The 26,084-nt window shown below is 40.5% G+C and carries 27 protein-coding genes; 9 read left to right on the forward strand and 18 right to left on the reverse strand.

The features are described from left to right. Positions 1–7 precede the first annotated feature (7 nt). The 4 genes from ACQKKK_RS04580 to ACQKKK_RS04595 all read right to left on the reverse strand — a co-directional run bounded on the left by ACQKKK_RS04580 (position 8) and on the right by ACQKKK_RS04595 (position 3,522). Positions 8–943: a beta-ketoacyl-ACP synthase III gene (locus tag ACQKKK_RS04580; RefSeq protein ID WP_427614401.1), complete on the reverse strand. Its 936-nt coding sequence runs from the start codon at positions 941–943 to the stop codon at positions 8–10. A gap of 464 nt (positions 944–1,407) precedes the next feature. Beyond that, positions 1,408–1,590, reverse strand: coding sequence for a ComZ family protein (locus ACQKKK_RS04585; RefSeq protein WP_328132003.1), 183 nt, complete (start codon positions 1,588–1,590; stop codon positions 1,408–1,410). Positions 1,591–1,863: 273 nt separating this feature from the next. Then, complete coding sequence (locus ACQKKK_RS04590) at positions 1,864–2,697, reverse strand: hypothetical protein (protein WP_427614403.1); 834 nt, start codon at positions 2,695–2,697, stop codon at positions 1,864–1,866. 102 nt (positions 2,698–2,799) lie between these two features. Then, entirely contained in the window at positions 2,800–3,522 is a 723-nt protein-coding gene (locus ACQKKK_RS04595; protein ID WP_427614405.1) for a hydrolase, read from the reverse strand. A 297-nt stretch (positions 3,523–3,819) separates the two neighbouring features. On the opposite strand from ACQKKK_RS04595, the gene ACQKKK_RS04600 reads away from it, so the two are divergent. Beyond that, entirely contained in the window at positions 3,820–4,011 is a 192-nt protein-coding gene (locus ACQKKK_RS04600; protein ID WP_427614407.1) for a YjzD family protein, read from the forward strand. Between the two features lie 81 nt (positions 4,012–4,092). On the opposite strand, the gene clpB is transcribed toward ACQKKK_RS04600, so the two are convergent. The 10 genes from clpB to argC form a co-directional block, all read right to left on the reverse strand. Then, positions 4,093–6,681, reverse strand: coding sequence for an ATP-dependent chaperone ClpB (gene clpB / locus ACQKKK_RS04605; RefSeq protein WP_427614409.1), 2,589 nt, complete (start codon positions 6,679–6,681; stop codon positions 4,093–4,095). A 324-nt stretch (positions 6,682–7,005) separates the two neighbouring features. Beyond that, the gene (locus ACQKKK_RS04610; RefSeq protein WP_427614410.1) at positions 7,006–7,251 is read right to left on the reverse strand and encodes a hypothetical protein; all 246 of its coding nucleotides are present in this window, start codon (positions 7,249–7,251) and stop codon (positions 7,006–7,008) included. Between the two features lie 24 nt (positions 7,252–7,275). Next, on the reverse strand, positions 7,276–7,455 hold the full coding sequence (locus ACQKKK_RS04615) for a YjzC family protein (protein WP_427588079.1): 180 nt from the start codon (positions 7,453–7,455) through the stop codon (positions 7,276–7,278). A gap of 97 nt (positions 7,456–7,552) precedes the next feature. Continuing rightward, positions 7,553–8,512, reverse strand: a complete 960-nt coding sequence (argF, locus tag ACQKKK_RS04620; protein WP_427614412.1) for an ornithine carbamoyltransferase — start codon at positions 8,510–8,512, stop codon at positions 7,553–7,555. Further along, positions 8,509–11,628 (reverse strand): carbamoyl phosphate synthase large subunit, encoded by a 3,120-nt coding sequence (locus tag ACQKKK_RS04625; protein WP_427614413.1) that lies wholly within the window; start codon positions 11,626–11,628, stop codon positions 8,509–8,511. Before ACQKKK_RS04625 ends, argF begins: the two co-directional genes overlap by 4 nt. After that, positions 11,621–12,703: a carbamoyl phosphate synthase small subunit gene (locus ACQKKK_RS04630; RefSeq protein ID WP_427614414.1), complete on the reverse strand. Its 1,083-nt coding sequence runs from the start codon at positions 12,701–12,703 to the stop codon at positions 11,621–11,623. The genes ACQKKK_RS04625 and ACQKKK_RS04630 overlap by 8 nt, the downstream gene beginning before the upstream one ends. 81 nt (positions 12,704–12,784) lie before the next feature. Next, on the reverse strand, positions 12,785–13,936 hold the full coding sequence (locus tag ACQKKK_RS04635; protein ID WP_427614415.1) for an acetylornithine transaminase: 1,152 nt from the start codon (positions 13,934–13,936) through the stop codon (positions 12,785–12,787). Then, positions 13,933–14,706, reverse strand: coding sequence for an acetylglutamate kinase (gene argB / locus ACQKKK_RS04640; RefSeq protein ID WP_427614417.1), 774 nt, complete (start codon positions 14,704–14,706; stop codon positions 13,933–13,935). Before argB ends, ACQKKK_RS04635 begins: the two co-directional genes overlap by 4 nt. A gap of 12 nt (positions 14,707–14,718) precedes the next feature. Further along, positions 14,719–15,951, reverse strand: coding sequence for a bifunctional ornithine acetyltransferase/N-acetylglutamate synthase (gene argJ, locus ACQKKK_RS04645; RefSeq protein ID WP_427614419.1), 1,233 nt, complete (start codon positions 15,949–15,951; stop codon positions 14,719–14,721). A 16-nt stretch (positions 15,952–15,967) separates the two neighbouring features. Further along, the gene (gene argC / locus ACQKKK_RS04650; RefSeq protein WP_427614421.1) at positions 15,968–17,005 is read right to left on the reverse strand and encodes an N-acetyl-gamma-glutamyl-phosphate reductase; all 1,038 of its coding nucleotides are present in this window, start codon (positions 17,003–17,005) and stop codon (positions 15,968–15,970) included. 220 nt (positions 17,006–17,225) lie between these two features. On the opposite strand from argC, the gene ACQKKK_RS04655 reads away from it, so the two are divergent. Further along, positions 17,226–17,915, forward strand: a complete 690-nt coding sequence (locus ACQKKK_RS04655; protein ID WP_427614423.1) for a Crp/Fnr family transcriptional regulator — start codon at positions 17,226–17,228, stop codon at positions 17,913–17,915. A gap of 278 nt (positions 17,916–18,193) precedes the next feature. Here ACQKKK_RS04655 and moaA read toward each other — a convergent pair whose 3' ends face one another. The 3 genes from moaA to ACQKKK_RS04670 form a co-directional block, all read right to left on the reverse strand. Beyond that, positions 18,194–19,207, reverse strand: a complete 1,014-nt coding sequence (gene moaA, locus ACQKKK_RS04660) for a GTP 3',8-cyclase MoaA (RefSeq protein ID WP_427614424.1) — start codon at positions 19,205–19,207, stop codon at positions 18,194–18,196. A gap of 112 nt (positions 19,208–19,319) precedes the next feature. Beyond that, a complete protein-coding gene (locus ACQKKK_RS04665) occupies positions 19,320–19,628 on the reverse strand; it encodes a metal-sulfur cluster assembly factor (protein WP_427614426.1) in 309 nt (102 codons plus the stop codon). A 106-nt stretch (positions 19,629–19,734) separates the two neighbouring features. After that, positions 19,735–20,523, reverse strand: coding sequence for a prolyl oligopeptidase family serine peptidase (locus ACQKKK_RS04670; protein ID WP_427614428.1), 789 nt, complete (start codon positions 20,521–20,523; stop codon positions 19,735–19,737). Between the two features lie 218 nt (positions 20,524–20,741). On the opposite strand from ACQKKK_RS04670, the gene ACQKKK_RS04675 reads away from it, so the two are divergent. The 3 genes from ACQKKK_RS04675 to ACQKKK_RS04685 all read left to right on the forward strand — a co-directional run bounded on the left by ACQKKK_RS04675 (position 20,742) and on the right by ACQKKK_RS04685 (position 22,006). Beyond that, positions 20,742–21,557 (forward strand): Cof-type HAD-IIB family hydrolase, encoded by an 816-nt coding sequence (locus ACQKKK_RS04675; protein WP_427614430.1) that lies wholly within the window; start codon positions 20,742–20,744, stop codon positions 21,555–21,557. 105 nt (positions 21,558–21,662) lie between these two features. Continuing rightward, positions 21,663–21,815: a hypothetical protein gene (locus ACQKKK_RS04680; RefSeq protein WP_164468789.1), complete on the forward strand. Its 153-nt coding sequence runs from the start codon at positions 21,663–21,665 to the stop codon at positions 21,813–21,815. Next, positions 21,815–22,006, forward strand: coding sequence for a DUF3813 domain-containing protein (locus ACQKKK_RS04685; RefSeq protein ID WP_427614432.1), 192 nt, complete (start codon positions 21,815–21,817; stop codon positions 22,004–22,006). The genes ACQKKK_RS04680 and ACQKKK_RS04685 overlap by 1 nt, the downstream gene beginning before the upstream one ends. 241 nt (positions 22,007–22,247) lie before the next feature. On the opposite strand, the gene ACQKKK_RS04690 is transcribed toward ACQKKK_RS04685, so the two are convergent. Then, a complete protein-coding gene (locus ACQKKK_RS04690) occupies positions 22,248–23,090 on the reverse strand; it encodes a YitT family protein (protein WP_427614433.1) in 843 nt (280 codons plus the stop codon). Positions 23,091–23,246: 156 nt separating this feature from the next. On the opposite strand from ACQKKK_RS04690, the gene ACQKKK_RS04695 reads away from it, so the two are divergent. The 4 genes from ACQKKK_RS04695 (at position 23,247) to ACQKKK_RS04710 (ending at position 26,042) form a co-directional block, all read left to right on the forward strand. Further along, a complete protein-coding gene (locus tag ACQKKK_RS04695) occupies positions 23,247–24,113 on the forward strand; it encodes a DegV family protein (RefSeq protein ID WP_427614434.1) in 867 nt (288 codons plus the stop codon). Positions 24,114–24,182: 69 nt separating this feature from the next. Continuing rightward, on the forward strand, positions 24,183–24,314 hold the full coding sequence (locus tag ACQKKK_RS04700) for a DUF3941 domain-containing protein (RefSeq protein ID WP_427614435.1): 132 nt from the start codon (positions 24,183–24,185) through the stop codon (positions 24,312–24,314). 124 nt (positions 24,315–24,438) lie between these two features. Next, the gene (locus ACQKKK_RS04705; RefSeq protein WP_427614437.1) at positions 24,439–24,930 is read left to right on the forward strand and encodes a YajQ family cyclic di-GMP-binding protein; all 492 of its coding nucleotides are present in this window, start codon (positions 24,439–24,441) and stop codon (positions 24,928–24,930) included. A 236-nt stretch (positions 24,931–25,166) separates the two neighbouring features. Beyond that, positions 25,167–26,042 carry an SDR family oxidoreductase gene (locus tag ACQKKK_RS04710; protein WP_427614439.1) on the forward strand — a complete coding sequence of 292 codons (876 nt, stop codon included), beginning with the start codon at positions 25,167–25,169 and terminating at the stop codon, positions 26,040–26,042. The last annotated feature ends 42 nt before the right edge of the window (positions 26,043–26,084 follow it).

Raw genomic sequence — 26,084 nt, forward strand, 5'->3', positions numbered from 1 at the left:
TCTTTTTTTATTTACCCCATCTAAGAGCGATCGCTCCCCATGTAAGGCCACCACCAAAACCGACCATGATAATTAGGTCGTTGTCCTTGATTCTTCCTGCTTCCAATTCTTCCACAAGGGCCATTGGAATGGACGCTGAAGAAGTATTTCCATATTTATGAACCGTTTTTGTCATTTTTTCAATCGGAAGACCCAAGCGTTCCCTTGAGGATTCCATAATGCGTATGTTTGCTTGATGCGGTACAAGCAGATCCACATCTTCTTTTGTCAATCCAGCTTTATCCAACACACTCAGGCTGGATTCCCCCATCTGACGGACCGCAAATTTAAATACTTCGCGCCCATTCATATGAATGAAATCTCCATCCTGTAATAAGTGCTTCCCACCAGTTCCATCTGCGCCTAATTCAAAGGAAAGGATCCCTTTGCCTTCCGAAACAGGTCCAACCACAGCTGCACCCGCTCCGTCACCAAATAGTACAGCAGTATTGCGGTCTTCCCAATTGGTTACCTTCGAAAGTTTTTCAACACCGACAATCAGCACATGCTTATATGCACCTGTCTTAATAAATTGCTGTGCAGTGATCATTGCATACATAAAACCAGCGCATGCAGCACTTACATCCATTGCAGCTGCCCTTTTCGCTCCCAATTTCTCTTGAATCATACAAGAGACAGAAGGAAACGGCTGATCCGGTGTAACAGTAGCTACAAGAATTAAATCTATCTCTTCAGCCGAAATTTTTGCATTTGCCAATGCAGCTTTTGCGGCTTCATAAGCCATATCTGATGTTTCAATGTCATCATTGGCAATTCTTCTTTCCTCTATACCTGTCCTAGTCCGGATCCACTCGTCGGAGGTATCCATCATTTTCTCTAAATCCGCATTTGTAACGATTTTATCGGGTAAGTAGCGGCCAAGCCCTAGTATTCCAGCATTCATTTTGCCATCCCCTTATATTTTAATGAGTTATTATAAGCATCTATTATTACCTGGTACTAATTTTATATAAAAAAACACATCCTTGCAAGAGATAACAGTTTGAAAGGCTAAAAGAATCCGTTACTGAAGTCGGATAAATGCCTATGCCAAGGGATTTTAGGGACATACATTATAAATAAAAGAAGAAAAGGAGGAATTATTGGGACATCTTCAATCACAACAACCGGAGAAACCAAGATGATCATTTTTCGAATTTGATGTTTGGCAGGAAAAGTGAACCCCAACAAGAGGAATCGAATGTTGATTACATGCAATTAATGGATAGCGTTGAAACATTGATGGGCTTATACGGTCAATACAAACCGGCCATTGATAAAATTAATCTGAACCCATTGAGCGCCAAGTTCTTGAAAAAAGAATAAACAAATGCAGGCTGTCCTTTTACCCGGACAGCCTACGTTTAATTAACGCTGAGCATCTTGTTTGCCAAGCTCATAAGCTTCTTGCATTACGCTTTTAAAGAGCTCCATGAATGGCTCCGCCATCTCCATTGAGAATGGAATCCCGTTTGCTTCAAGCTTCGCTTTTGCCTCAGGGAAGTACTTCATGGCAATCCCCATAAATTCAAGAGTTTTATCTGAACTCATTTTGCGTTTCCCCCTATCATTTGAATATCAATATTATCATAATTCCAGATGTCCCTTTCGTAAAGGGCATAATATAAAATAATGAATATCATTTGATATTAATTTCGATCCTTGAACATTATAGTACAAAACATATAAGTTAGAGGCAAATATACAGTATTAACCTTCTTAAATAACGAAAGTTCTCGATCATTGTGATTCGATTGTCTTTTGTTAATAGTATCTCGCTTCGCCTTCAAATTTGATTATCGGCATTAATCCTCCACTCCCTCTTTAATCACGCTTTCTCCACTTTTTAAGTAAGTTTAATCGTTTATTATGTTTTCTTTGTAAAGCAATGCCTTCTTCTGGATCTATTTTGCTAGGCACCTCAAATATTGATCCTTTATTGATTTTAGTTATTGATCGGGAAATGAATGAATCCATACTTTCACCAAATACTAACTTGGCACATTTATTCCAATGATCATCTATACTGCTGCACAATTGGATATCCCTATCGGAGGAGGAAGTAAGCACTTCTTCCAAAGAATTCACAAAGTCAGTGATGAAGAGAGCATCTCCTGTATATTCGTTAGCAATCGCCGGCTTGATATCAGACGGACCAAGTTGATTGATTCCCGCTTCAAAGCTCATGCCTTCCGATTGCCAAGGTCCATAAATCGTGGGTAAAAATATGATTTTTGCTGAATCTATTCCACGAATCGAGCTTAATATGGATTGAAAAATACTGATTTCTTCTTCAATTGGCATGAAAACAACAAAATTTGGTGTTTCTTTCGAGCCATTTTTTTTGCATTTTTCAATGAAGAAAACGATTTCGCCTATAAGAAAATCGATTTTACCCATCTTTCCGCTTTGAATATCGTAACAGGATATGAACACAGTGTCCTGCTGTGTAATATCCAAGAATTTAAGTTTATTTATCGGAAAGTAAATATAATTTGAACTTCTACCTATTTCAAGTTCCTTTTCTTCCATAATATATTTACTTGCTTCGGAATCAGTCCAGTCAATTCCGATTACTTCTTCCCCTTGGTTCAAAAAATATTGAACCACATAGAATCCCACAAATTGATAAGCGCCAATAACAATGTATGTTTGCATAAATACAGCCCCCTCGTATGCCATCCAGCCCACTTCATCCGGCACGTCTAGTTTTTTTAGATGCTGTATCGTATGCAAACTATTGTAAAAATATATCCATTCTCATAAAGACTCTTCATTCTCATTGAAAAACTTTTGTATTTGATAGGGGATTTTATAACGTTTTTCTGGCAATAAATACGTCAGCTGCAAGTCAGCTTTTCTAGCCAGTTGGATTTGCCGATAAAGGGAGGCTTGTTCTTTCCGCAAGCTTCCAAAAACCTGAATCACTTTCATGGGGATTTTCTCAGCGATCACTGGATCTTCAGTGTCCATAATATGCTGTTCACATTCTGGAGGATCGAGCTCATATGCAGCAGCGACCTCGGACAGCCACTTTTTATAGAAGAACTTATTTTCCTTTTCCTTCACCAGTTGTGCTTTCAAGGAAAAAACCGGATCAATCAATACGACAGAACGTATTTTATTTCCAAGTTCATTCATTAGCTTTAAGGCAAGGAGCGCTCCTGCCCCCTCTGCCAATATATGAACCCTTTGATTGACTATTTCTTTTTTCATGAAGAGAATATATAGGTTAAGGGAAAGGTTCAGTGCTTTGGGGCTTCCCCAGTTGGCTCCGTGAAAATTGGATGAAAATAGCGTGTATCCGTATTCCTTTAAGTATTCCAATATCTGCAACCTGCCAGGATGCTGCAACCAAAAACTGCTGTCTTTTTCGACAAAATGACTACGGTCTCCAATTACCATTACGGAAAAACCACTGGGCCGCTCTGGATAATAGATGATATTCCATTGGTCATCAATTTGAAAAGTTCGTTGTTCCATCGGTCAAACTCCTTTAAGGAATATTACTACTACTATATTAATTTATGACGAAAAATAGAAAGGGTAAGTGGCAACACCTAACTTATTATCCCAAATTAACCAAACCAGGATGATTTTATTTTATATTGAGTCCCTATGATTTCCCTTTTGACGTTTGGTACCACAAGACTGTGCCTGAAAAGTTCTCTTATGATTTTAATGTATGAATTATTTAAAGGTTATTATTAAAAACACGTTTTAACTGTATATTAATTATGGTAAGATAAAAATGAATGTAGTGGAATGAGGTGAAATTCGATGCGTTATGCTTGGACAATTTTTTGGACATTCTTATTAGTGCATATGACTGTATATGTTGTTTCTTCCATGATCGGAGTTTCATACGATGCTAAGCAGGGAACAATTTTAGGAGTCGCTGCGGCTATTCTAATATGTATTATCCCTGCTGTTATGCCTGCTGGGCCAGCAAAAGACTCTCATCAACATTAAGAAACAAAAGAGGACATCCTTCGGGGATGTCCTTTTTGTTATACCGTTCTTTGCTTACGGGTAAACTACATTTCAAATTTTTTATATGAGGACCAATTCATCATCATCATAATCAATCGTTATTCCTTCTTTCAGCCCAACTGTGCCAGCTATGATTTTACGAGCGATCTTTGTTTCCAGATGCTTTTGAATGAATCGCTTCAACGGTCTGGCTCCATATACAGGATCATATCCCTGGTCCGCAATGAATTCCTTGGCCGCTTCAGTGACATTCAGGGTTATATTTTGTTCAGTTAACCTTACCTGTAATTGATGAACCATTTTTTCTACGATTTCAACAATTTCTTGTTTGGTAAGAGGTTTGAATAAAACAATATCATCTACCCGATTCAAAAATTCCGGACGGAAATGCCCTCTTAATTCTTTAAAGACTTGCTCTTTTATCTCTTCTTCAATTCCACCATCCACTCGGTTGGACTGCAACAAGAAATGGGAACCGATGTTGGATGTCATGATAATAACCGTATTTTTACAGTTAATTGTTCTACCTTGGGAGTCTGTTATACGTCCGTCATCCAACATTTGCAGCAAAATATTGAAGACCTCCGGATGTGCCTTTTCAATTTCATCTAGTAACACGACGGAGTATGGGTTTCTTCTAATAGCTTCGGTTAGTTGCCCGCCTTCCTCAAATCCAACATATCCAGGAGGTGCACCAACAAGACGGGACACGGAATGTTTCTCCATATATTCCGACATATCGATACGAATCATATGTTCTTCGCTATCGAATAACGTTTCTGCCAAAGCTTTTACCAATTCTGTTTTACCTACACCCGTCGGTCCCAGGAAAATGAATGAACCAATCGGTCTGTTTGGATCTTTAATTCCTGCCCTTGCCCTTAATACAGCATCGGATACAAGTTCCACAGCTTCCCCTTGACCTATTACGCGTTCATGCAGGATCTCAGATAGGCGAAGCAGCTTCTCCCTTTCACTTTCCACCAGCTTGCTTACAGGAATCCCCGTCCACCTTGCAACTATCGAGGCAATTTCCTCCTCCGTCACTTCTTGGCGAAGCAACCGTGATTCCTGTTTTTCCTTTTCCAATTCATCTTCCATGGCATCCAACTTTTTTTGAAGCTGTGGAATCCTTCCGTGCCGAAGTTCCGCTGCCCGGTTAAGGTCATAGTCATTCTCTGCCTGTTCCAGTTCATGACGCAACTTCTCAAGTTCCTCACGTTGATCCTGCACTTTTTGAAGCGCCGACTTTTCCATTTGCCACTTGGACTTCATGCCATTCGCTTGATCCTGAAGTTCTGAGAGTTCTTTTTGAAGCACTTCCAGCCTAGCTTTGCTTTGAGGGTCCTCCTCATTCTTCAAGGCCGCTTCTTCAATTTCGAGTTGCATGACTTTTCTCGTGATTTCATCCAACTCTGATGGCATTGAATCAATTTCCATTCTGATCATCGCACAGGCTTCATCCACAAGATCTATCGCTTTATCTGGCAAAAATCGCTCCGTTATATATCGGTTCGAAAGGACAGAGGCTGCCACGATCGCCCGATCATGAATCCTGACACCATGGTGAATTTCAAACCGTTCTTTTAGTCCACGCAAAATTGAAATCGTATCCTCCACATCCGGTTCAGGAACCAGAACTTGTTGGAAACGACGTTCTAGAGCCGGATCCTTTTCAATATATTGTCGATATTCATCAAGGGTTGTTGCACCGATACAATGCAGCTCACCACGCGCAAGCATCGGCTTTAACATATTCCCGGCGTCAAGTGCACCATCCGTTCTGCCTGCACCGACAATTGTATGCAGTTCATCGATGAATAAAAGAATTTTCCCATCACTCTTCTTAATTTCATTCAATACCGCTTTAAGGCGTTCCTCAAATTCACCGCGGAATTTTGCCCCTGCGACAAGTGCACTCATATCTAGTGAAAAAACGGTTTTATCCTTTAATCCTTCCGGGACATCCTTCCTGACGATCCTTTGCGCCAATCCTTCGACAATGGCTGTCTTACCAACACCAGGTTCTCCAATTAATACGGGGTTATTTTTTGTTTTGCGTGATAGGATCCGAATGACGTTTCTGATTTCCGTATCACGACCGATGACTGGATCGACCTTCCCTGATTTAACTTCAGCAACGAGATCTCTGCCGTATTTTTTCAGTACTTCATATGTGCTTTCAGGATTTTGACTAGTCACTCGCTGATTCCCCCTTACATCTTGTATAATCCGTTTTGCTTTTTCGTAATCGATTCCATATGATGAGAATAGTCTGTTTATATTCGTTTTATTGCCTTTCAGGGAAGCCAGCAGCAAATGTTCCACAGATAAATATTCATCTTCCCACTTCTGCATTTCTTTTTCGGCAGCCGTCAAAATTTTCTGTAAGGAGGATGACATGTAAACCTCGGAAACACTCCCGCTCACTTCCGGTAATCGATCCAATTCCTTATTAAGCTCTATATCAAATTGATTCATAGGTTTATCAGATTCCGATAAAATCCGAATCAATAAACTTTCATCCTGTTCCATTAAGGCCTTTAATAAATGAAGCTCCGTCAGCTCGGGATTCCCTCTATCTTTGGCTAGTTCCTGGCCGCCAATGAATGCCTGTTGGGTTCTCTCCGTCATTTTATTAATATCCATCTTACAACCTCCCATTCATCTATATCATGAACGAATCCACACTCGGTTTGACCAACTTTGACCTTTATAATTTCATTATACTTCTAATTTCCCCCATGTAAAGGAAAGTTATAAAAAATGCAGGAGGTATGGAGGATAAACGGAAAAAACCTCTCTTCATATAGAAGAAAGGCCAGACCCATTTATAAAATGCATAAAATCCCTTAGCACAGTATAAAGTTGAAACAAAACGGATTATGCTTTCAGGCCGTTTTATTGAAGCCATGAACTTCGAAAAATTGGAAATCTTGTCCGCGCGACCTGCAAAGATCGTATCTCGGAACATCACCTAAAATTCAAAGCGGAAAGCTTGCCAGAAAAGGGGGCCATCAGCATAAACCTTTTTGGAAAAACTTCAATTTCATTGATTTTATCCATGACACCTAATCGCTGTAAAACATTGGTGGCATTTGCTGCAAGCTGAATCCCTGAACCAAATTCGGGAGCTTGTTCCAATACTTTTTGGAAATCTTGAAAATTTTCGGTTATACCACTGAATAGAAAAAAAGCAGGAAAATGGATGGCGATCATTCCTTTTTCCTGCTTTTTAATTTTTCATGGCTTCCGCTTATATGTCCATATCCGATTATGATTAGACGTTTCAGGAAAGGCATCCCCTGCATCAAGCTTTACCATTTTCGGATTCACTACCGTGCTGCCCGTTTCACCGATTTCTACGTAGGTCCCATTATTAGGTGCCTTCTGACCTGGCTTAAATTGACGATTTTGCCCCATAGATTTCACCCCTTTACATGCTTTCCTTGTTATTATTGCCAGGTTCCTTTCTTTCATGTCAGAAAAATTAAGAACATACAGGAAATCGGCTTTTTGGTTAAGACATTAAATCCACTAGAACCGCCTTTTGGGCATGCAGACGATTTCCTGCTTGGTGGAAAACGACAGAATTCGGTCCATCGATGACTTCAGCTGTTACTTCTTCTTCCCTGTGAGCAGGCAGGCAATGCATGAATAAATAATCTTCTTTAGCATGTTTCACAAGTTCACTATTAATTTGATAATTTTTAAAGGCTTCTAAGCGAATACTATTTTCGATTTCCTGCCCCATGGAGGTCCAAACATCGGAATAGACGATATCCGCATCTTTTATTGCTTCTGAAGCTGATGTTGTCACCACAATTTCACTGCCAGTCCCTTTTGCCACTTTTTGAGCATAGGCAACGACCTTTTCATCAGGTTTGTAGGCCTCAGGACATCCAATGGAAAAATCCATTCCCATTTTTGCGCAGCCGACCATCAATGAATTGGCAACATTATTGCCATCTCCGATATAACTCATCTTCAAGCCTTTTAGCTGCCCTTTTATCTCGATGATCGTCAAGAAGTCAGCAAGTACCTGACAAGGATGTGCAAGGTCTGTTAACCCATTGATAACTGGGATAGAAGCATTTTCCGACAACTCCAGGATTTTTTCATGCTCAAAGGTACGAATCATGATGCCATCAATATATTCGGAAAGGACTTTTGCAGTATCGGAAATAGTTTCCCCGCGTCCAATTTGCAAGTCATTGCCACTTAGGAACAAAGCATGCCCGCCAAGCTGCATCATGCCTACTTCAAAAGAAACACGGGTACGGGTAGACGATTTTTCAAAGATCATCCCCAGTGTTTTCCCTTTTAAAGGTGTATATTCCTCGCCAGCTTGCAATTTGCCTTTAATGGTCTGTGCCAGCTTTAACAAATCCGCAATCGCAGTGGGTGTTGACTCCTTCATGGTCAAAAAGTCTTTTCCATTTAAAATCTTCGCTTGTGTCGGTGCCGTCATTGAGCTCATACATGTGACACTCCTTTCGAATATGATACAAGCCATTCCTGAAGAGAGATAACTCCTGGATCAGCATTTTCTAACGATTGTAGATAGGCCTTGAAAGTCTCTTCTTCCGTAAATGCCAGAAGGCGATATTTTGCTGCCATTAACCTTAGCTTCTTATCTTCTTCTGTTGTTCCATATGCCAAAACGATCGATGCATTCCCTTCATTTAACCATTTATCAAAATTTGAATCCCCCAGTGTCAAACCTGCTTCACTGATTTGCACTAGCAAATCTTCACTTAATTTGACTGATTTAGATTGATAAACACCTGAATTATGATTAGCGTTTTGAGCATGGAATACTTTTGTCAATGCTTCTTTAACCGTTACTCCGATGGAGATTCCTTCACCAGTTGATTTCATTTCCGGACCTACCTTCGAATCAAGGCCGCTTAGTGCAAATGTAGAGAATACTGGATATTTGACGACTGCATAAGGGATTTCTTCCATTAAGCCCGTTTTTTCGAACACATTCGACAATGAATATTTCCCAAGCAATATTTTTGTCGCTATTTGCACCAAGGGTATGCCGGTGACTTTACTGATGATTGGAATTGTCCGACTGGCACGAGGATTTACTTCCAATACATATACACTATTTCCTTCAATCACGAATTGAATGTTCATAAGTCCTTTATAACCAAGCTCGCTTACTATTTTTTTCGCATATAGGGTCATTTTATCTTTGATTCCATCCGTTAATGATTGGGCTGGCAGTAATGCCATGCTATCCCCTGAATGAACGCCTGCTTTTTCTACATGTTCCGCAATGATGGGAATATATACATCATTTCCATCAGCAATCAAATCGATTTCGGCTTCTTTCCCTGGAATATAAGAATCGATCAACACGGGGTATGAAAGTGCGGTCCCATTTTTCATTCGATTCAATAAGCTTTCCTTGGAGCGGATGATTTCCATTCCCTGGCCGCCAATTACATATGATGGGCGTAAGAGTACTGGAAAACCGATAGCCTCTGCACGGTCAATTAATTGTTCTTCACCATTAGCCATCGAACCCGGTACATGAGGGATATCCAGTTTTTGAAGAAGCTGATAAAAACGCTCACGGTCTTCTAATTGATCAAGTGTATCGAATGAAGTCCCCAACAAGTTGACACTGCATTCTTCCAGGCCTTTTGCCAGATTTATCGCAGTCTGTCCGCCAAATTGGACGATTACATCTTCAATATCTTCAGCTTCTATTACATTAAGAACGTATTCAAGAGTTAACGGCTCGAAATAAAGGCGGTCTGCCGTCGCAAAATCCGTACTTACCGTTTCCGGGTTATTATTGATCATGATCGTTTCAATATTTTCATCCTGGAGTGCATAAACCCCGTGAACGGAACAGTAATCAAATTCTATTCCCTGTCCGATCCGGATAGGGCCGCTGCCAATCATCAAGACTTTCTTTTTGTCAGTTTTTTTCTGTTCGTTCTCACCGAAATAGGTTGAATAGTGATAGTTAGTATGTGATTCGAACTCGGCTGCACATGTATCAACCGTTTTGTAGACCGCCGTAAGGCCAAGTGACTTCCGGTGTGCTCTCACTTCCAGCTCGCTTACATTCCATACAGAAGCAAGATAGCGGTCTGAAAAGCCCTTTTCCTTATATGACTGCAGTTCTTCCTTTGTTATCTGATCGATACGCCTAGTTTCAATCTTCATTTCGTTTTGAATCAATGAATCAAAGGATTTAAGGAAGAAATAATCTATGGTTGTGGCTTCATGGATTTCTTCAATCGTCACGCCTTTTCTAAGCATTTCAAAAATGACAAATATTCGCTCATCAGATTTTTCAGCAAGCTTCCCCCAAAGCTCAGGAACGGTTTTATTTTTCAGCGATGATAGCTGCAGTCCATTCGTTTTTAATTCCAAAGAATCGACGGCCTTTTGGACTCCCCCCTCAAAGCTGCGGTGTAAAGCCATCACTTCACCTGTCGCCTTCATTTGTGTTCCCAATTTGCGGTTGGCGGTCTTGAATTTATCGAATGGCCACCTCGGGAACTTCACCGCTACATAGTCAAGAGCAGGTTCAAAGCTTGAATATGTGCTTTTCGTTACAGGATTGATGATTTCCGATAAATGGTAGCCGACAGCAAGCTTTGCAGCTATGCGTGCTATGGGATAACCTGTTGCTTTGGAAGCTAATGCCGATGAACGGCTGACGCGTGGGTTTACTTCAATTAGATAATATTGTTTGCTTTTCGGATCAAGTGCAAATTGAATGTTACAGCCTCCTATGATACCTAAAGCAGAGATGATTTTAATTGAAGCGGAACGAAGCATCTGAAACTCATCGTCCGATAGGGTCTGTGATGGTGCCACGACGATGGAATCACCAGTATGGATCCCTACCGGATCGATATTTTCCATATTACAGATAGTGATGCACGTATTGTTGCCATCTCGCATTACTTCATATTCGACTTCTTTAAATCCAGCTATGCTTCTTTCAATCAAGCATTGTGTAATCGGGCTTTCTTGAAGTCCGCCCCGTACAAGTTCCTTAAAGGTATCCAATGAATCAGCAATCCCACCGCCAGTTCCGCCGAGTGTATAAGCCGGACGAACGATGATCGGGAAACCGATTTTGTCGGCAAAAGCTAGCGCTTCTTCAAGAGTATGGACAATTGTACTGTCGGGAACGGGTTCGCCTATTTCAAACATCAGGTCACGGAACAGTTCACGATCCTCCCCTTTTTTAATGGAGTCGATCGGAGTACCCAATAATTTGACTTTATATTTTTCAAGTACTCCAGCATCATCCAATTGATAAGCAAGATTCAATCCTGTTTGACCGCCTAATGTAGCCAGCAGGCCATCCGGCTTTTCTTTGGAAATGATCTTTTCCAGTACATCAACTGTTAAAGGTTCGAAATAGACAGCATCCGCATTCATATCATCAGTCATGATCGTTGCCGGATTGTTGTTGACCAGTATGACTTTATATCCTTCTTCTTTTAAAGCGAGGCAGGCCTGTGTACCTGCATAATCGAATTCGGCGGCCTGCCCGATGACAATCGGCCCCGAACCAATCACTAAAATGGTCTGTATCGTGTTGTCCTTAGGCATAGGCTTTTTCTCTCCCGCTATAATCATTTATCATTTGTAAAAAGTCGTTGAAAAGAAGTGAACTCTCGATGGGTCCTGGATTAGCCTCCGGATGGTACTGAGTAGTGAATATTGGCAGGTCTTTATGCATAAGCCCCTCAACCGTGCTATCATTCACATTCCTGAATCTCACTTGAAGAGATGTTCCTTGTAAGCTCGGTTCATCAACCTCATAACTATGATTTTGAGAACTCATATACACCTGTTTCGTTTTCAAATCGACCACGGGCTGATTCGCACCCCGATGTCCAAACAGCATTTTTTTTGTATTTCCCCCAAAGGCAAGGGCCGTTAATTGATGACCGAGGCATATGCCCATCGTTGGGAAATTCGTAATGATCTTTTTTATGTTTCCTAAAAGGTATTCAAGCTGTTTTGGATCCCCAGGCCCATTTGAAAGCAAAATACCATCCGGCTCCAAGTCCTTGATTTGTTCGAACTCCGTATCGAATGGAACGACTGAGACTCGGCAGCCTTGCTCAACCAATGAATCCAAAATGGATTTTTTATAACCGAAATCCATCATCACCACATGCTTGTCGCCTTCTCCAAAACTCTCGACCACCTTTGTGGATACCTCAGAAACATGGGCTGATAAACCAACCTGGCCAGGTTTGACAGAGAATTTTTCTTCGGCTGTGATGACAGCCTGCATGGAACCTTCCTGTCTTATATTCTTAACGACCGCTCTTGTGTCAACATGGCTTAAAAGCGGAATGTTCCACTTGGCTAAATATTCACCAAGTGAATATTTAGCTTGATAATGAGAATGGCTCATATTCCCTTCATATACAATAACACCGGCAACATGCGGCTTCTTACTCTCAAAATCATTCTCATTGATTCCATAATTTCCGATTAGAGGATATGTGAAAACGACAATTTGGTCCTTATATGAAGGATCTGTCAATACTTCTTGATATCCGGTCATTCCTGTAAAAAAGACAATCTCTCCATTGATTGCATTTTCAGTCGATTTAGTCAGCAGTTCCCCTTCAAAGACGGAACCATTCTCTAAATATAGAAAGTTTTTCATGATCTTCACCTCTTTAGATGCTGTATATTTATATATACAATAGCATAATTATTCATTTTACTCTATAAAAATTCATTAAATTCAAATAGTTTGTTTTATTGCCAATATTTTTTCAATTTTACTTATCGCCATATCGATCTCCGATTCAGTAACTGTCAGAGATGGGAGTAAACGAAGCACTTTAGGACCTGCACTCAATACAAGTAAGCCCTCTTCTTGAAGTTCCATTAAAAACCCCTGAACATCCTGTTTGCATTCAATCCCGACCATCATCCCCAGTCCGCGAATCTCTTTAACTTCTTCCGAGTCCTTTAACGCTTTTGCCAATTCACTCTCAAGGTATTCAGCCTTTTTCACGGTCTCTTTTAAAAATCCTGATTGGAAAATTTCCTTTAGAACGGATTCTGCTGCTGCGACACTAACGGGATTACCTCCAAATGTGGATCCATGACTTCCAGGGCTAAAGAACTCCGACAGCATTTCCTTTCCAATCATCGCCCCGATTGGCAGGCCATTTCCCAGCCCCTTTGCTGAAGTGATGATGTCCGGTTGGATATTAAAATGCTGGAATGCAAATGGTTTCCCTGTACGTCCTATCCCAGTCTGAATTTCATCAATGATAAGAAGAGCTCCGTTTTCTTGGCATTGAGTTTGAATCGCATCCAGATAGGATTGCTGTACAACATGGATGCCGCCCTCTCCTTGAACTATTTCAATCATTACAGCCGCCGTATATTCATCTATGGCTGCTGTCATGGCATCATTATCATTAAATGGAACATACTCAAATGAAGCTAGCATCGGACCGAAACCAGTCTTTATCTTTTCCTGCCCCGTTGCTGCCATCGTTGCAAACGTACGGCCGTGGAAAGACTGCTGACATGTGACGATTTTGCTTTTCCCAGTAGCTTTACGCGCTAGTTTGATAGCTGCCTCATTCGCTTCGGCTCCACTGTTAGCAAAAAATACCTGGCTTAAACCGGAGGCATCTGCCAGCATTTGTGCTGTCCGTTCCTGTAAGGAACTTTGAAACATGTTCGATACATGCCAATATTCATTAAGCTGTTTGGTGGCTGCCATTTTTACCAGCTCATTACAATGTCCAAGATTCAAAACCCCGATTCCGGATGTGAAATCCAGATACTCTTTACCTGTTGTACTCGTGATCTTCATTCCTGACGCTATTCTAGGTTCAATGTTCCACCTTGCATATGTTGGAAATAATGAACTCATTGAAATACCCCTTCTTCCTGAATAAATTTCGTACCGATGAATTGTCCGCCTTGATAAAAATGATCTTTTCCACTAACGATCATCACTTCTTCAACCCCTTTATTAAGCACCGACAAAGCAGTATTGACTTTCGGAATCATTCCTCCATGGATACTTCCATCCTTTATCAAATCCTTCGTTTCCGTTTCAGTCAATTCCTCAATGATCTGTTCATTCTTTAAGACCCCTTTAACATCGGTCACAAATAAACACATATCTGCAGATAGCGCCTTCGCTACAGACCCAGCGGCCATATCAGCATTCACATTTAATTTAGTACCTTCTTCAGTAGTTGAAATTGGCGTCAATACGGGACAATAACTTTTTTCGAATAAAAGCCCAAGTAATTCAGTATTGACTTTTTGTATCTCGCCCACAGCTCCAAGTTTCTGTTCATCAATATACTCACCTGTGAGAATCCCGCCGTCGGAACCACTTAAACCGACAGCCTTAATTCCGTGTGCTTCCAATTTATGAACGAGACTGCGGTTAGATTTGCCTGCCAGCATAAGTTCCACAATTCCCATCACTTCAGAAGTCGTTTTTCTTAAACCATTTTCAAAGACTGGTTCAATTTCATATTTTTCAAGCATCGTATTTATATCAGGGCCGCCTCCATGAACAAAGACAATTTGGTAGCCGCGGTTTTGTAACTCTATAACACTATTGAAAAACGACTCCGATAACTCATTAATGATACTGCCGCCGCACTTTATGACTAATATGTTCATTATTTTCCCCCCTTACGAACGATAGCTTCCGTTTATTTTTACATAATCATAGGTTAAATCGCAGCCCCATGCCGTTCCTGATTCATTACCATCTTTCAAATAAACATGAATGATGATACTTTCATTTTCCAAATATGCTTTGGCTTCTTCCTCAGAAAACAGTATTGGCTCACCATCTTTAAGTACGACAATATCACCAAAAACAATCGTCGTTTGATCCGGATTGAATCCCACTCCGCTTCTTCCCATCGCCGCAATGATTCGTCCCCAGTTTGCATCCGCTCCAAACGCTGCCGTTTTCACTAGATTTGATCCAACGATCGTCTTCGCCATCATCTGTGAATCTTGCTTCGTATGCATGCCATGAACATTCACTTCTATCAGTTTTGTGGCACCTTCTCCGTCTTTCGCAATTTGTTTTGCCAGATTTCCGGATGTTTGTTTTAATAATTCCAAGAAGACAGACCATTCTGGATGGTTAGCTGTCAAAGGTTCATTTTTCGCTTCTCCATTCGCAAGCACTAAAACCATGTCGTTCGTTGAACAGTCACCATCAACCGTAATTTGATTGAATGTATCATTGGTTATGGAAGATAGTGCTTGCTGTAAATCATTCGGTTCGATGACGGCATCCGTTGTAATGAAACCGAGCATTGTTGCCATGTTTGGATGAATCATTCCCGAACCCTTCGCAGCTCCGCCCATTTTCACGGTTTTACCGTCGATAATTGTTACATAACCACAGCTCTTCGTTACAATATCCGTTGTTAAAATGGCGGTACCAAAATCTTCGGCAGCTTCAGGTGAATTTTCTGGCTGCAATGACTCTATGCCTTTTCTAACTTTTTCCATTTTCATGAATTCTCCTATTACTCCGGTAGAAGCCACTGCAAATGAATGATCCTCCATACCGAACATTTGAGCCGCAAGCTTCCTCATTTCATATGCATCTTTTAAACCCTGGACTCCTGTACAAGCATTCGCACAAGCACTATTCACTACAATGCCGTGAAGTTTTCCAGTAGCGGCAATGCTATCTTTCGTTACATTGATTGGAGCGGCTTGAACAACGTTTTGTGTATAAACCGCGGCGGCTGAGGCTGGGACATCGGTAAAAATGATGCCAACATCCTTTTTGGAGTAACGCAATCCTGCATGGACACCTGACGCTTTGAATCCTTGAGGCATTAAAATGTTTCCTTCTTGAATTTGTTTGATTTCTTCAACTAGCTGTAGTGTATTCATTATTTCCCTCCAAAGTTTACGGATATAGCGGACTGTTCCATAGTCCTGCCGTTTCTTCTAGTCCCATTAATATATTTGCATTTTGAATGGCTTGCCCTGCAGCACCCTTCACTAAATTATCAATAACCGAAACCACCGTTACCCTACCTGTTCTTTCATCATATGTGACGCCAATGTCGCAAAAGTTCGATCCATATACCTGTTTCGTAGAGGGAAAGCGATCGAGCGGCTGTACCCGGACAAATGGATGGTTCTCGTATACTGTTTCGTATAAATCCTTTAATTCAACATTTGAGGTTTCCCGATTTACCTTTATATACATCGTTGCCATAATACCTCTTGTCATTGGTACCAGATGGGTATTAAAGGTAATAGGTTGTAAATCCGATGACCATCGTCCAAGCTGTTGTTCGATTTCCGGTATGTGTTGATGTTGATTTACCTTATATATCTTAAAGTTTTCATTCATTTCACTATAATGTGTAACTGCCGAAAGTGATTTACCCGCCCCTGAAACCCCGGATTTAGCATCGATGATCACTTCTGCAGCTGCTCCGGCCAATCCTTCTGTGAATAGAGGGGCAAGGCCTAAAAGTGATGCGGTTGGGTAGCACCCTGGATTTGCAACAATCGTCGCATGCCTTATTGCTTCAGCATTCCATTCAGCCAAACCGTACACGGCTTCTTCAATAACATGCTGTGGCGCGGCTGGTTTTTTATACCAGTGTTCGTATTCACCTGGGATTTGAAGCCTAAGGTCTCCTGATAGGTCGATTACTTTAATGTCAAGATCCGAAAATTCTGAAATCAATTGCGAGGAAACACCAGAAGGAGTTGCAAGAAATACAATATCGGATTTTTTTGCAATCGCTTCAGGATCAATTTCTTCTAATTTATCTTTCATATGCATTAAATGTACATTTTCTTCATATAAATTTCGACCAAATTGGGATGAAGTATGCAATGATTTTATTTTGAATTGCGGATGATTATTCAAAAACCTTATTAGTTCCACTCCTCCATAACCCGTTGCACCTACTATTGATATGTTCATAAAACCATCTCCTATATTTCAAGTCCGATTCTTTGATTTTACTATTATATGACTGTATAAAAATAAAATCAACTGTATTTTTATAAATTTCTGAACTTAAATTTTAAATGAAAATTCATCCACCTATTTTCCTAGAATTATCCAAAGTTGTTGACTGTTAGTGTTTTTTCCGTTTAAATCAAGGGTGTGTAATAACGGTATCTGAAAGGTGGTCATACACATGAATGGACTTTCTTTATCTAATCGGCTGCATGCGATTTTAGATAATAAACAGCAAGTTAAACATATGGAAAAAGGGTGCTACCTTTTTCAGGAAAGCACCCCAGCAAGTGATTTGTATTACATTTTAAATGGCAAAGTAGAATTGAGTAAGGTTGTTCCCGATGGCCGAGAATTAACTATACGGATTTGTTCAGAGAATGATTTGGTTGGGGAAACAGTCCTTTTTTCTTCAAACCCTAAATATATGGTGAATGCAAGAATGTTGGAAGATGGAACTGTTGCGGTTATTTCCAAAGAGGCATTAGAAGGGAAAATCGCTTCCGATAGCCAACTTGCAGTTGAAATGATGACATGGCTATCCGCTCAGAACCGGAAAAACCAGGCTAAATTCCGCGATATGCTCCTGCACGGTAAGAAAGGTGCATTATATTCCACCCTTATCCGTTTAGCAAATAGCCATGGAACTGACGTTGAAGAAGGTAAAGTTATCGATCTTCCATTTACAAACCAAGAACTCGCCAATTTTTGCGGCTCAGCCCGCGAGGTAGTCAATCGATTGCTCGCTCAATTAAAGAAAAACAATGTCATCTCCATTAAAAAAGGCCGCATAACGATTCTTGACTTTGACTATTTGAAACAAGAAATCGATTGTGAAAACTGTCCCGTAGAAATCTGTACCATCGATTAAATCCTCCATAATAAGCAGCGAAATACATAATTCTTTACGATTCTAATATGATCGGATGAATTTTCAGGCTCATTCACCCCTAGGACCATTGAATTATTTTCATAATTATGGATTTTCATTATAAAAATATCACAGTCATAAAAATGCATAAAAACCCATTTAAGCAATTTGGCAATCATCAGTTGCTCTTATCGACTATACATATAAATGAAGGGATGGCATAGTTGCCATCCCTTCATTTATTTATATTCATTCAGACGGAAGTCCTTATTGTTTTGTTATCCTCCAATGAATGACATTTCGATTTTTTCCTGTTTCTTCAATGTCCCGGCTGCACGCTCATCTGAATAGCGGTCGTCCCTATGGTTCCAAAGCGATATGATGAATCCAGTCAATTCTTCATCTGTCATGCCGGAACGGATTAATGACTTCAAGTCTTGCCCCTTTCCATTGAACAGGCATGTATATAGACTTCCATTAGCAGAAAGGCGTGCACGTGTACAGCTGGAACAAAAAGACTCGGATACGGATGTTATGAAACCCACTTCTGCAGTAGTGCCCTTATAACGAAAGCGTTTTGCCACTTCTCCGTAATAATCTTCTTTAATCGGTTCAAGATCGAATTCGGTTTGGAGCATCTCGAGCAGTTCTTTTTTTGTGATGACATTCTTCAGCTGCCAGCCGTTTGTATGTCCGACATCCATGAATTCTATATAGCGTAATTGAACGTCCTCTTCTTTACAAAAACGGGCCATCGGTAGGATTTGAGATTCATTGGTTTCTTTTTTCACTACCATATTCACTTTAACGCCAAGCCCTGCTTCTTTGGCAGCAGCTATACCTTCAATTACCGGCTTTATCCCGATGTTTCTGCCGTTCATTTTCTTAAAAAGTTCATCATCGAGGCTGTCTAAACTGATATTCACCCTCTGTAAACCAGCTGCCTTCAAATTCGCGGCATGTTTTTTCAGGAACACACCATTCGTGGTCAATCCTATATCTTCAATACCTTCAATTTTATTGAGCTCTGCAATCAGTGTGGCAAGATCTCTCCGGAGTAATGGTTCCCCGCCCGTCAATCTTAGCTTTTTCACTCCTAAGCCTGCAAATATCTTTGAAAGCCTTACAATTTCCTCATAAGATAAAAGCTCACTTTTAGGTAGGAACTGAAAATTCTCATGAAAAATTTCAGCTGGCATGCAATACTGACAGCGAAAGTTACACCGATCTATGACTGAAATTCTTAAATCCCTTAGTGGCCTGTCCAATGAATCTTTTATATGACTGTTCAATTAACCACTCCTAGCCATAAGTATTAGAAAAAAACCAGACCATAAAAAGTGGCTCCATTGAATGGATTCACTATTTTTTGACTGGCTTTATATTTCTATTACAACATGGTTATTATTTGATTCCTAATGCAATTTTAGCATATCTGGACATCATGTCTTTCGACCATGGCGGACTCCAGACGATCTTCACATCCGTTTCCTTCACCTCTGGAATATCTTCCAGAACCAATTTCACTTGATCGACAATCGTCCCAGCTAGCGGACAGCCCATTGAAGTCAATGTCATCGTTACTGTAGTCAGACCTTCCTCATCCATATCCACATCATATACCAAACCTAAATTCACGATATCTATACCAAGCTCAGGGTCAATGACCTGCTCCATAGCCCCAAAAATAATGTCTTTTGTATCTTGATCCACTTCTATCACTCCTTTATGGAAAATATCTTTCTTTTTAGATAGTCGTTGTCCGTTTTAGACTTTAACCTACTCCGTATTAGAATCATAACAGATTTTGAGTGAGCACTTAAGCTTTTTGCACTGTTGTCAGTAAATATTTCGCGAACCAGTCTGCAGTCATAAGCACGCCTTCTCTACTGACCTTATGTCCTGCCTTAGGGTCGAGGATAAAATCAATTTTTTCATTTGCATCATTATCCCCTGCTTTGACCCCTTCATAAAAGCGATATGCATGTTGATAAGGCACAACTGGATCCTTAGCTCCATGCCAAAAAAGAAGCGGGCGGTTGGAAAGCTTATTTTGATTAAGACTCAAATCAAATGGCTTGAGCTGTTCAATCACTTTGGCAACTTCCTCATCAGTAGCGGGGAAATTAACTTTCCTTTTCTTAATCTCCTCCATTTGGAGCTCTGCATACGCGACATATGATGGGTTCCCCATTAAACTTACTCCGGCGGATATCCATTCATAAGCAGCCAGAGCCCCGTTCGTAACTATTCCCCCCATGGAGGTACCCGCTACACCAATTCTGTCAGGATCAATTAATTTTCTGGATAATAAATCATCCTTCATCAAAGATAACTCCTGGATGGTCTGTAAAACCATTCCCCAAAACCGGGGCATCATTTGAGAATCACTCAAACCAGCTCCCCTTTCCCCATGATGAATCACATCAGGAAGAAGAACGCGAAACCCCTTTTCGGCCAATAAATAAGCATAGTGAAGATTGTGTTCCTTTGCACTTTGAAAACCATGTATAAAAATAATAAGCGGCAATTCCTGATGGAAAGTGGTTTGCTCACTTAAGTGTAATACAGGAATATGTCCAATTTGTTCATTTTCAATAATTATCAATTTAACCCCTCCGAATGATTTGTTCCGGTCTTTACCTCAAAGCCCTTTGATCTCCTCGTTCCATTCCTTTAAACCTATACTTCGCTTTAAGTATTATAATCCTGCATATAGTAATATCATACAGGAATGCATAAAGAATGAAAAAGATTTACATTTACTTTAAAATAGCCTTAACAATATTCGCATATAATGAAATAAAAAGAACAGAAGGTGTTTAAATGACTGAGAAACATTTAATCGTATTGGATCTTGATGGAACTTTACTTACAGATAAAAAAACAATATCTCCAAGGACTAAACAAACACTGCTGAAACTAAAAAAAGATGGGCATGAAGTTATGATCGCCACCGGTCGTCCATTTCGCTCAAGTGAACTTTATTACCGGGAATTGGGATTGACTACACCAATCGTTAATTTCAATGGCGCTTTCGTCCATCACCCATTGCTGACAAGCTGGGGGGCGTATCACTCCCCATTGGATATAAGTGTTGCGAAAGAGATTGTTGAAGCGTGCGATCATTTTCAATATCACAACATCATCGCAGAAGTCCGTGATGACGTATATGTCCATTATCATGATGAAAAGTTGATGGACATGTTCAATGTAGGCAACCCAAACATGAAGACGGGTGACTTGCGCAATTACCTTCAGGATTCCCCAACTTCGATGCTAATTCATACAGATAGTGAATTTGTAGGCCAGATTCGCCAGCATTTATCCGATGTCCATGCAGAATTGGTCGATCATCGCCGCTGGGCAGAGCCCTTTCATATCATCGAAATCATTAAGAGCGGGTTAAGTAAAGCCGTGGGTCTAAAACGGGTATCCAACTATCTGGAAATTCCTCAAAACAGGATAATCGCTTTCGGGGATGAAGATAATGATTTGGAAATGCTCGATTACGCGGGTACCGGGGTTGCTATGGGGAATGCAATCTCACCAGTAAAAACGGTAGCAAATACAACTACATTAACGAATGAAGAAGATGGCATAGCAGTCTTCCTCGAAGAAAAATTCAATATAAAACCGTAAAACGACATTTTTTACCTTCATAATATCTCTCTTACAAGTTCAAACTAATATGGACAACAGCTTCCTTTTCGTTGTCGACAACGCTCAGAATCGGAGGAGATAAGTATGGGTAAAAGCAGTAAATCTAAACGATTTGTACAGCAGGGCAAAGAAAGTGTTGCCAGGCATGCCGAAAAAATCCCTTATCACACTACGTTTGAAGAAGCTGAAAAAGACAGGTTGAGAATTATGTCTGAACAAAGCTATGGTGGCTTCTAATGGGAAACAAATTATTCCAGAAAGCTAGAGAATTTGTTGAAGAAGCTCTCCATTCTGAGCATGACGGTGACCAGCATAAGACTGAGGATGTCGCTAAAAACGCTCTTTCATCGGCCTTTGCCAATACGACCGAGGCCGAAAAAGAACAACTGCGAGAACTCCAGGATGAGCTGGAAAACCACTCGAAATAAAGTGAAAGCCTCCAGGATTCCTGGAGGCTTTCATTAATGTTAATATCAATCGTGCCTTCCGCTTTTTTCACTTAAAACTCTTCATCAGAAGTGACTTCCCGCCTATGCGCCCTGCTTTTTGTCCGCTCATTTTTTCTTCGTTAGCCACTTTTATCACTCTTTCATAAGGTTTTGAATTGGCAATAAACTTAAAACCCGATCAACTACCTTAGTAATAATGGCCTTAATTTTCCTGTTAATTTCATTCCCTGCGGAAGGTACCAACGATGCCTGAAGTTTCTATTATGTTTGTGAAAGCGTGTGGATCCACTTCCTTGATGATCTTTTCAAGGTCATAAAGTTCATACCTTGTAATAACAATAAATAACATTTCCTTATTTTCGTTAGTAAACGCCCCTTTTGCGGGAATCCTTGTAATTCCGCGGACTAACTGAGCGTGGATTGCCTGTTTAAGTTCTTCGCTTTTCTTTGTAATGATCATCGCTGTAAGCTTTTCATGACGAGTGTGTATCGCATCTACAACACGGGTCGATGTATAAAGGGTAACAAGTGTATACAAAGCTTTTTCAGGTCCATAAACAGCGCCTGCCGTTACAATGATCACGCCATTCAGCAGAAATAAATAAGTACCTACAGGTTTATCTTTCTTCCGTGATAGAAGCATGGCGATAATATCCATTCCGCCAGTCGATGCACCGTACTTCAAGGTGATCCCCACACCTACTGCAGCTATGACTCCGCCAAACACCGCATTCAATAATATGTCAGGAGACCAGCGTGTAATGGGGATCACTTCCATAAAGAATGACATCAAGACAACGCTGAGAAAACTATAAAAGGTAAAGGACTTTCCAACTTTTCGCCAAGCAATGATCGTTACTGGAACGTTCAATACAAACAATAGAATGCCTGTCGATACATCAAAAGGTGCAAAAGAACCTATCATCCTCGAAAGAAGCTGAGCCACTCCTGTAAAGCCGCTTGCATATACGTTTGCCGGTATTAGAAAAAAGTTCATCGCGATAGCATTCAGTAATGCTCCTACCACAACTATGATAATTTTCTTCATTTCACCACTGTACATCCTAAAAACCTCCATTTCACCCTTATCCTATTATCTTTTTACCCTTAATTATATATTCTATTTACGTAGAGATTGAATTTTTACCGTTACGTGCTACACTAAAAAGTAGAGTCATCACTCATTTTCTAAAAATTGTAAAAAGAAAGCAGGTGTATTATGGCTATCACAATTCTTGCAGATAGTGCATGTGATTTGCCATTGTCTTTCTATAAGGAAAACAATGTATCATTAATCCCTTTACAAGTCCATCTTGATGGGAGAAATTATGAAGATTTACTTACCATTAATTCTCACGAAGTCTATCAGGCAATGATTGAGGGAAAAACCCCGAAAACATCGCAAGCTTCTCCAGAGTACTTTATAGAACTTTTCACACAGTTTGCCAAGGAGAAAAAACAAGGAATATATATAGCCTTTTCCTCTGAGTTATCAGGAACTTATCAAACGGCAGTGATGATTCTTAATCAGGTGAAGGAAGAATACCCTGACCTTGATCTAGAAATCGTCAATACCAAATGCGCTTCGATGGGAGTCGGTTTAATTGTAAAGAAAGCAGCCGATCTAGCAGCAAACGGTGCTTCTAAAGAAGAAATCCTAGCTGACATCGAATTACGCACCCGACATATGGAGCATCTATTCACTGTAGATAATCTTGAATATTTGGCCCGTGGCGGTCGCATCTCCAAGACCGCTGCCCTTGTAGGCGGTTTATTAAACATTAAACCGTTATTGCATGTTGAAGACGGGAAGCTTGTTCCGCTTGAAAAGATACGCGGCAAAAAGAAATTGATTAAACGTGTAATAGAATTAATGCATGAAAGAGGCAAAAATTTAACAACCCAAACGATTGCCATCAGTCACGGTGATGATGAAGCAACAGCCTTGGAATGGAAGGAAGCCATTCAAAAGGAATTCGGGACAACCGATTTCATGATCCATACGATTGGCTCCGTCATCGGTGCCCATGCCGGTCCTGGTACAATTGCCCTCTTCTTCTTAAACGATACCCCTGAGAAATCATAAACATACATACTCCCTTCCATAATTGTGAACAATATATATTGATCATGATTATGGAAGGGAGTTTTCACTTTGTCAAAAACAACTGATAACAATAAAAGGCCAAAGGATAACCAAGCGATAAATGCTGAAAAAAATAGCGCATATCAGGAAAACCTCACTGAAGGCAAGCATTCCTATTCGAAGAAAACGGACCATAAATGAAGCTTGGTGCTAGTCCCCTTGCTTTTTTAATAGTCTGTCACCGCTTTACCATATGATTTATATAGTTGTCTTCCTATCACACTTTCTCTATAATAAAGGAAATAAACCCTGCTGGAGGTAAGTGATGGCAAAGGAAAATTCATTTGATATTGTTTCGAAAGTAGACTTTTCAGAGGTAACGAATGCAGTTACCATGGCTATGAAGGAAATACAGACCCGCTATGATTTTAAAGGGAGCATAAGCAGTATCACCATTGAAAAAGAAGACCTGGTTTTAGTGTCAGACGATGAGTATAAGCTCGACCAGTTGAAGGATGTCCTCATTGGTAAACTCATTAAACGTGACGTACCGATTAAGAATCTGGACTATGGGAAGCTAGAAGGTGCTTCTGGTGGAACCGTCCGCCAACGGGCCAAGTTAATTCAAGGCATCGATAAGGAACAAGCAAAAAAGATCAATACCATCATTAAAAATAGCGGTCTTAAAGTGAAAAGCCAAATCCAGGATGATCAAATCCGGGTTACCGGCAAGAACCGGGATGATCTGCAAGGAATCATTTCCGCGATACGAGGCGCTGATCTCTCGATTGACGTACAATTCTTGAATTACCGCTAATAAACAGAAGGCCTTACCCGTTGGGTGGGTCTTTTTTCGTCCTCACTTATACGCCGTTACCTTCTCCCCCAGAATGAATCTGCTTTATCGAACATGGAAAGACTAAGGATGTTGCATTCTTAAAATTTTAAAAAATTTACGCAAAATTTAGTTGTTGGTTCATTTTACCATGTTTTCTTTTTCCAAGAACAAGGAATAGAAATAGTGTAGATCATTAAACAGGAGGCGTTTTAATCTTGACTAGTCAAAACCAAAATCAAAACAAACAAGGATTTCCACCTCAACACCAGCAACACCAACCTGGCTTGGAAACAAAAATGGAACCGAACCCAGAATCGGTTAAATCCTCATATAAAGGAAGCGGTAAATTAAAAGGGAAAACCGCAATTATAACAGGAGGAGACAGCGGAATAGGTAAATCTGTTGCCATTTATTACGCTAAAGAAGGAGCAAATGTGACAGTTGCATACTTGGATGAACACGAAGATGCTAAAATGACAAAAGAATTGATCGAAAAAGAAGGCCAGAAATGTTTACTAATTTCCGGAGATATCGGTGATGAAGCCTTCTGCCAGGATGTCGTCAATAAAACGGTGGGTGAATTTGGCGGTTTGGACATTCTAGTCAACAATGCTGGAGAACAGCATGTGCAAACAAGTATCCTTGACATTTCTGCTGAACAATTGGAAAAAACGTTCCGCACTAATATTTTCTCGATGTTCCACTTAACAAAAGCTGCATTGAAGCACCTTAATAAAGGAAGCAGCATCATTAATACAACCTCTATCACAGCTTATCAAGGCAACCCAAAACTAATCGATTACTCTTCAACGAAAGGTGCAATACTAGCCTTTACAAGAGCCCTTTCGAATTCCATTTCAAAAGATGGCATCAGAGTGAACGGTGTTGCGCCAGGCCCTATCTGGACACCACTGATTCCTGCCTCATTCGGTGAAGAGGATGTTGCCAAATTCGGTCAGGATACTCCAATGGGCCGCGCAGGGCAGCCAGAGGAATTAGCACCAGCCTATGTATATTTGGCAAGTGATGATTCATCTTATGTCAGCGGACAAGTCATCCATGTAAACGGCGGGACCGTTGTAAACGGATAGTCCTTAACTTCAAAAGCAGTGGATTTCGTACATTGAAATCCA

It is taken from the genome of Peribacillus sp. NPDC006672, assembly GCF_050274955.1.
In the GTDB taxonomy this organism is placed as follows: domain Bacteria; phylum Bacillota; class Bacilli; order Bacillales; family DSM-1321; genus Peribacillus.

What these genes read in the sequence shown, in the direction of transcription:
- ACQKKK_RS04580 (WP_427614401.1), bottom strand. Translation starts at nt 943, where the DNA reads ATGAATGCTGGAATACTAGGGCTTGGCCGCTACTTACCCGATAAAATC.
- ACQKKK_RS04585 (WP_328132003.1), bottom strand. Translation starts at nt 1,590, where the DNA reads ATGAGTTCAGATAAAACTCTTGAATTTATGGGGATTGCCATGAAGTAC.
- ACQKKK_RS04590 (WP_427614403.1), bottom strand. Translation starts at nt 2,697, where the DNA reads ATGCAAACATACATTGTTATTGGCGCTTATCAATTTGTGGGATTCTAT.
- ACQKKK_RS04595 (WP_427614405.1), bottom strand. Translation starts at nt 3,522, where the DNA reads ATGGAACAACGAACTTTTCAAATTGATGACCAATGGAATATCATCTAT.
- ACQKKK_RS04600 (WP_427614407.1), top strand. Translation starts at nt 3,820, where the DNA reads ATGCGTTATGCTTGGACAATTTTTTGGACATTCTTATTAGTGCATATG.
- clpB (WP_427614409.1), bottom strand. Translation starts at nt 6,681, where the DNA reads ATGGATATTAATAAAATGACGGAGAGAACCCAACAGGCATTCATTGGC.
- ACQKKK_RS04610 (WP_427614410.1), bottom strand. Translation starts at nt 7,251, where the DNA reads ATGATCGCCATCCATTTTCCTGCTTTTTTTCTATTCAGTGGTATAACC.
- ACQKKK_RS04615 (WP_427588079.1), bottom strand. Translation starts at nt 7,455, where the DNA reads ATGGGGCAAAATCGTCAATTTAAGCCAGGTCAGAAGGCACCTAATAAT.
- argF (WP_427614412.1), bottom strand. Translation starts at nt 8,512, where the DNA reads ATGAGCTCAATGACGGCACCGACACAAGCGAAGATTTTAAATGGAAAA.
- ACQKKK_RS04625 (WP_427614413.1), bottom strand. Translation starts at nt 11,628, where the DNA reads ATGCCTAAGGACAACACGATACAGACCATTTTAGTGATTGGTTCGGGG.
- ACQKKK_RS04630 (WP_427614414.1), bottom strand. Translation starts at nt 12,703, where the DNA reads ATGAAAAACTTTCTATATTTAGAGAATGGTTCCGTCTTTGAAGGGGAA.
- ACQKKK_RS04635 (WP_427614415.1), bottom strand. Translation starts at nt 13,936, where the DNA reads ATGAGTTCATTATTTCCAACATATGCAAGGTGGAACATTGAACCTAGA.
- argB (WP_427614417.1), bottom strand. Translation starts at nt 14,706, where the DNA reads ATGAACATATTAGTCATAAAGTGCGGCGGCAGTATCATTAATGAGTTA.
- argJ (WP_427614419.1), bottom strand. Translation starts at nt 15,951, where the DNA reads ATGAATACACTACAGCTAGTTGAAGAAATCAAACAAATTCAAGAAGGA.
- argC (WP_427614421.1), bottom strand. Translation starts at nt 17,005, where the DNA reads ATGAACATATCAATAGTAGGTGCAACGGGTTATGGAGGAGTGGAACTA.
- ACQKKK_RS04655 (WP_427614423.1), top strand. Translation starts at nt 17,226, where the DNA reads ATGAATGGACTTTCTTTATCTAATCGGCTGCATGCGATTTTAGATAAT.
- ACQKKK_RS04675 (WP_427614430.1), top strand. Translation starts at nt 20,742, where the DNA reads ATGACTGAGAAACATTTAATCGTATTGGATCTTGATGGAACTTTACTT.
- ACQKKK_RS04680 (WP_164468789.1), top strand. Translation starts at nt 21,663, where the DNA reads ATGGGTAAAAGCAGTAAATCTAAACGATTTGTACAGCAGGGCAAAGAA.
- ACQKKK_RS04685 (WP_427614432.1), top strand. Translation starts at nt 21,815, where the DNA reads ATGGGAAACAAATTATTCCAGAAAGCTAGAGAATTTGTTGAAGAAGCT.
- ACQKKK_RS04690 (WP_427614433.1), bottom strand. Translation starts at nt 23,090, where the DNA reads ATGTACAGTGGTGAAATGAAGAAAATTATCATAGTTGTGGTAGGAGCA.
- ACQKKK_RS04695 (WP_427614434.1), top strand. Translation starts at nt 23,247, where the DNA reads ATGGCTATCACAATTCTTGCAGATAGTGCATGTGATTTGCCATTGTCT.
- ACQKKK_RS04705 (WP_427614437.1), top strand. Translation starts at nt 24,439, where the DNA reads ATGGCAAAGGAAAATTCATTTGATATTGTTTCGAAAGTAGACTTTTCA.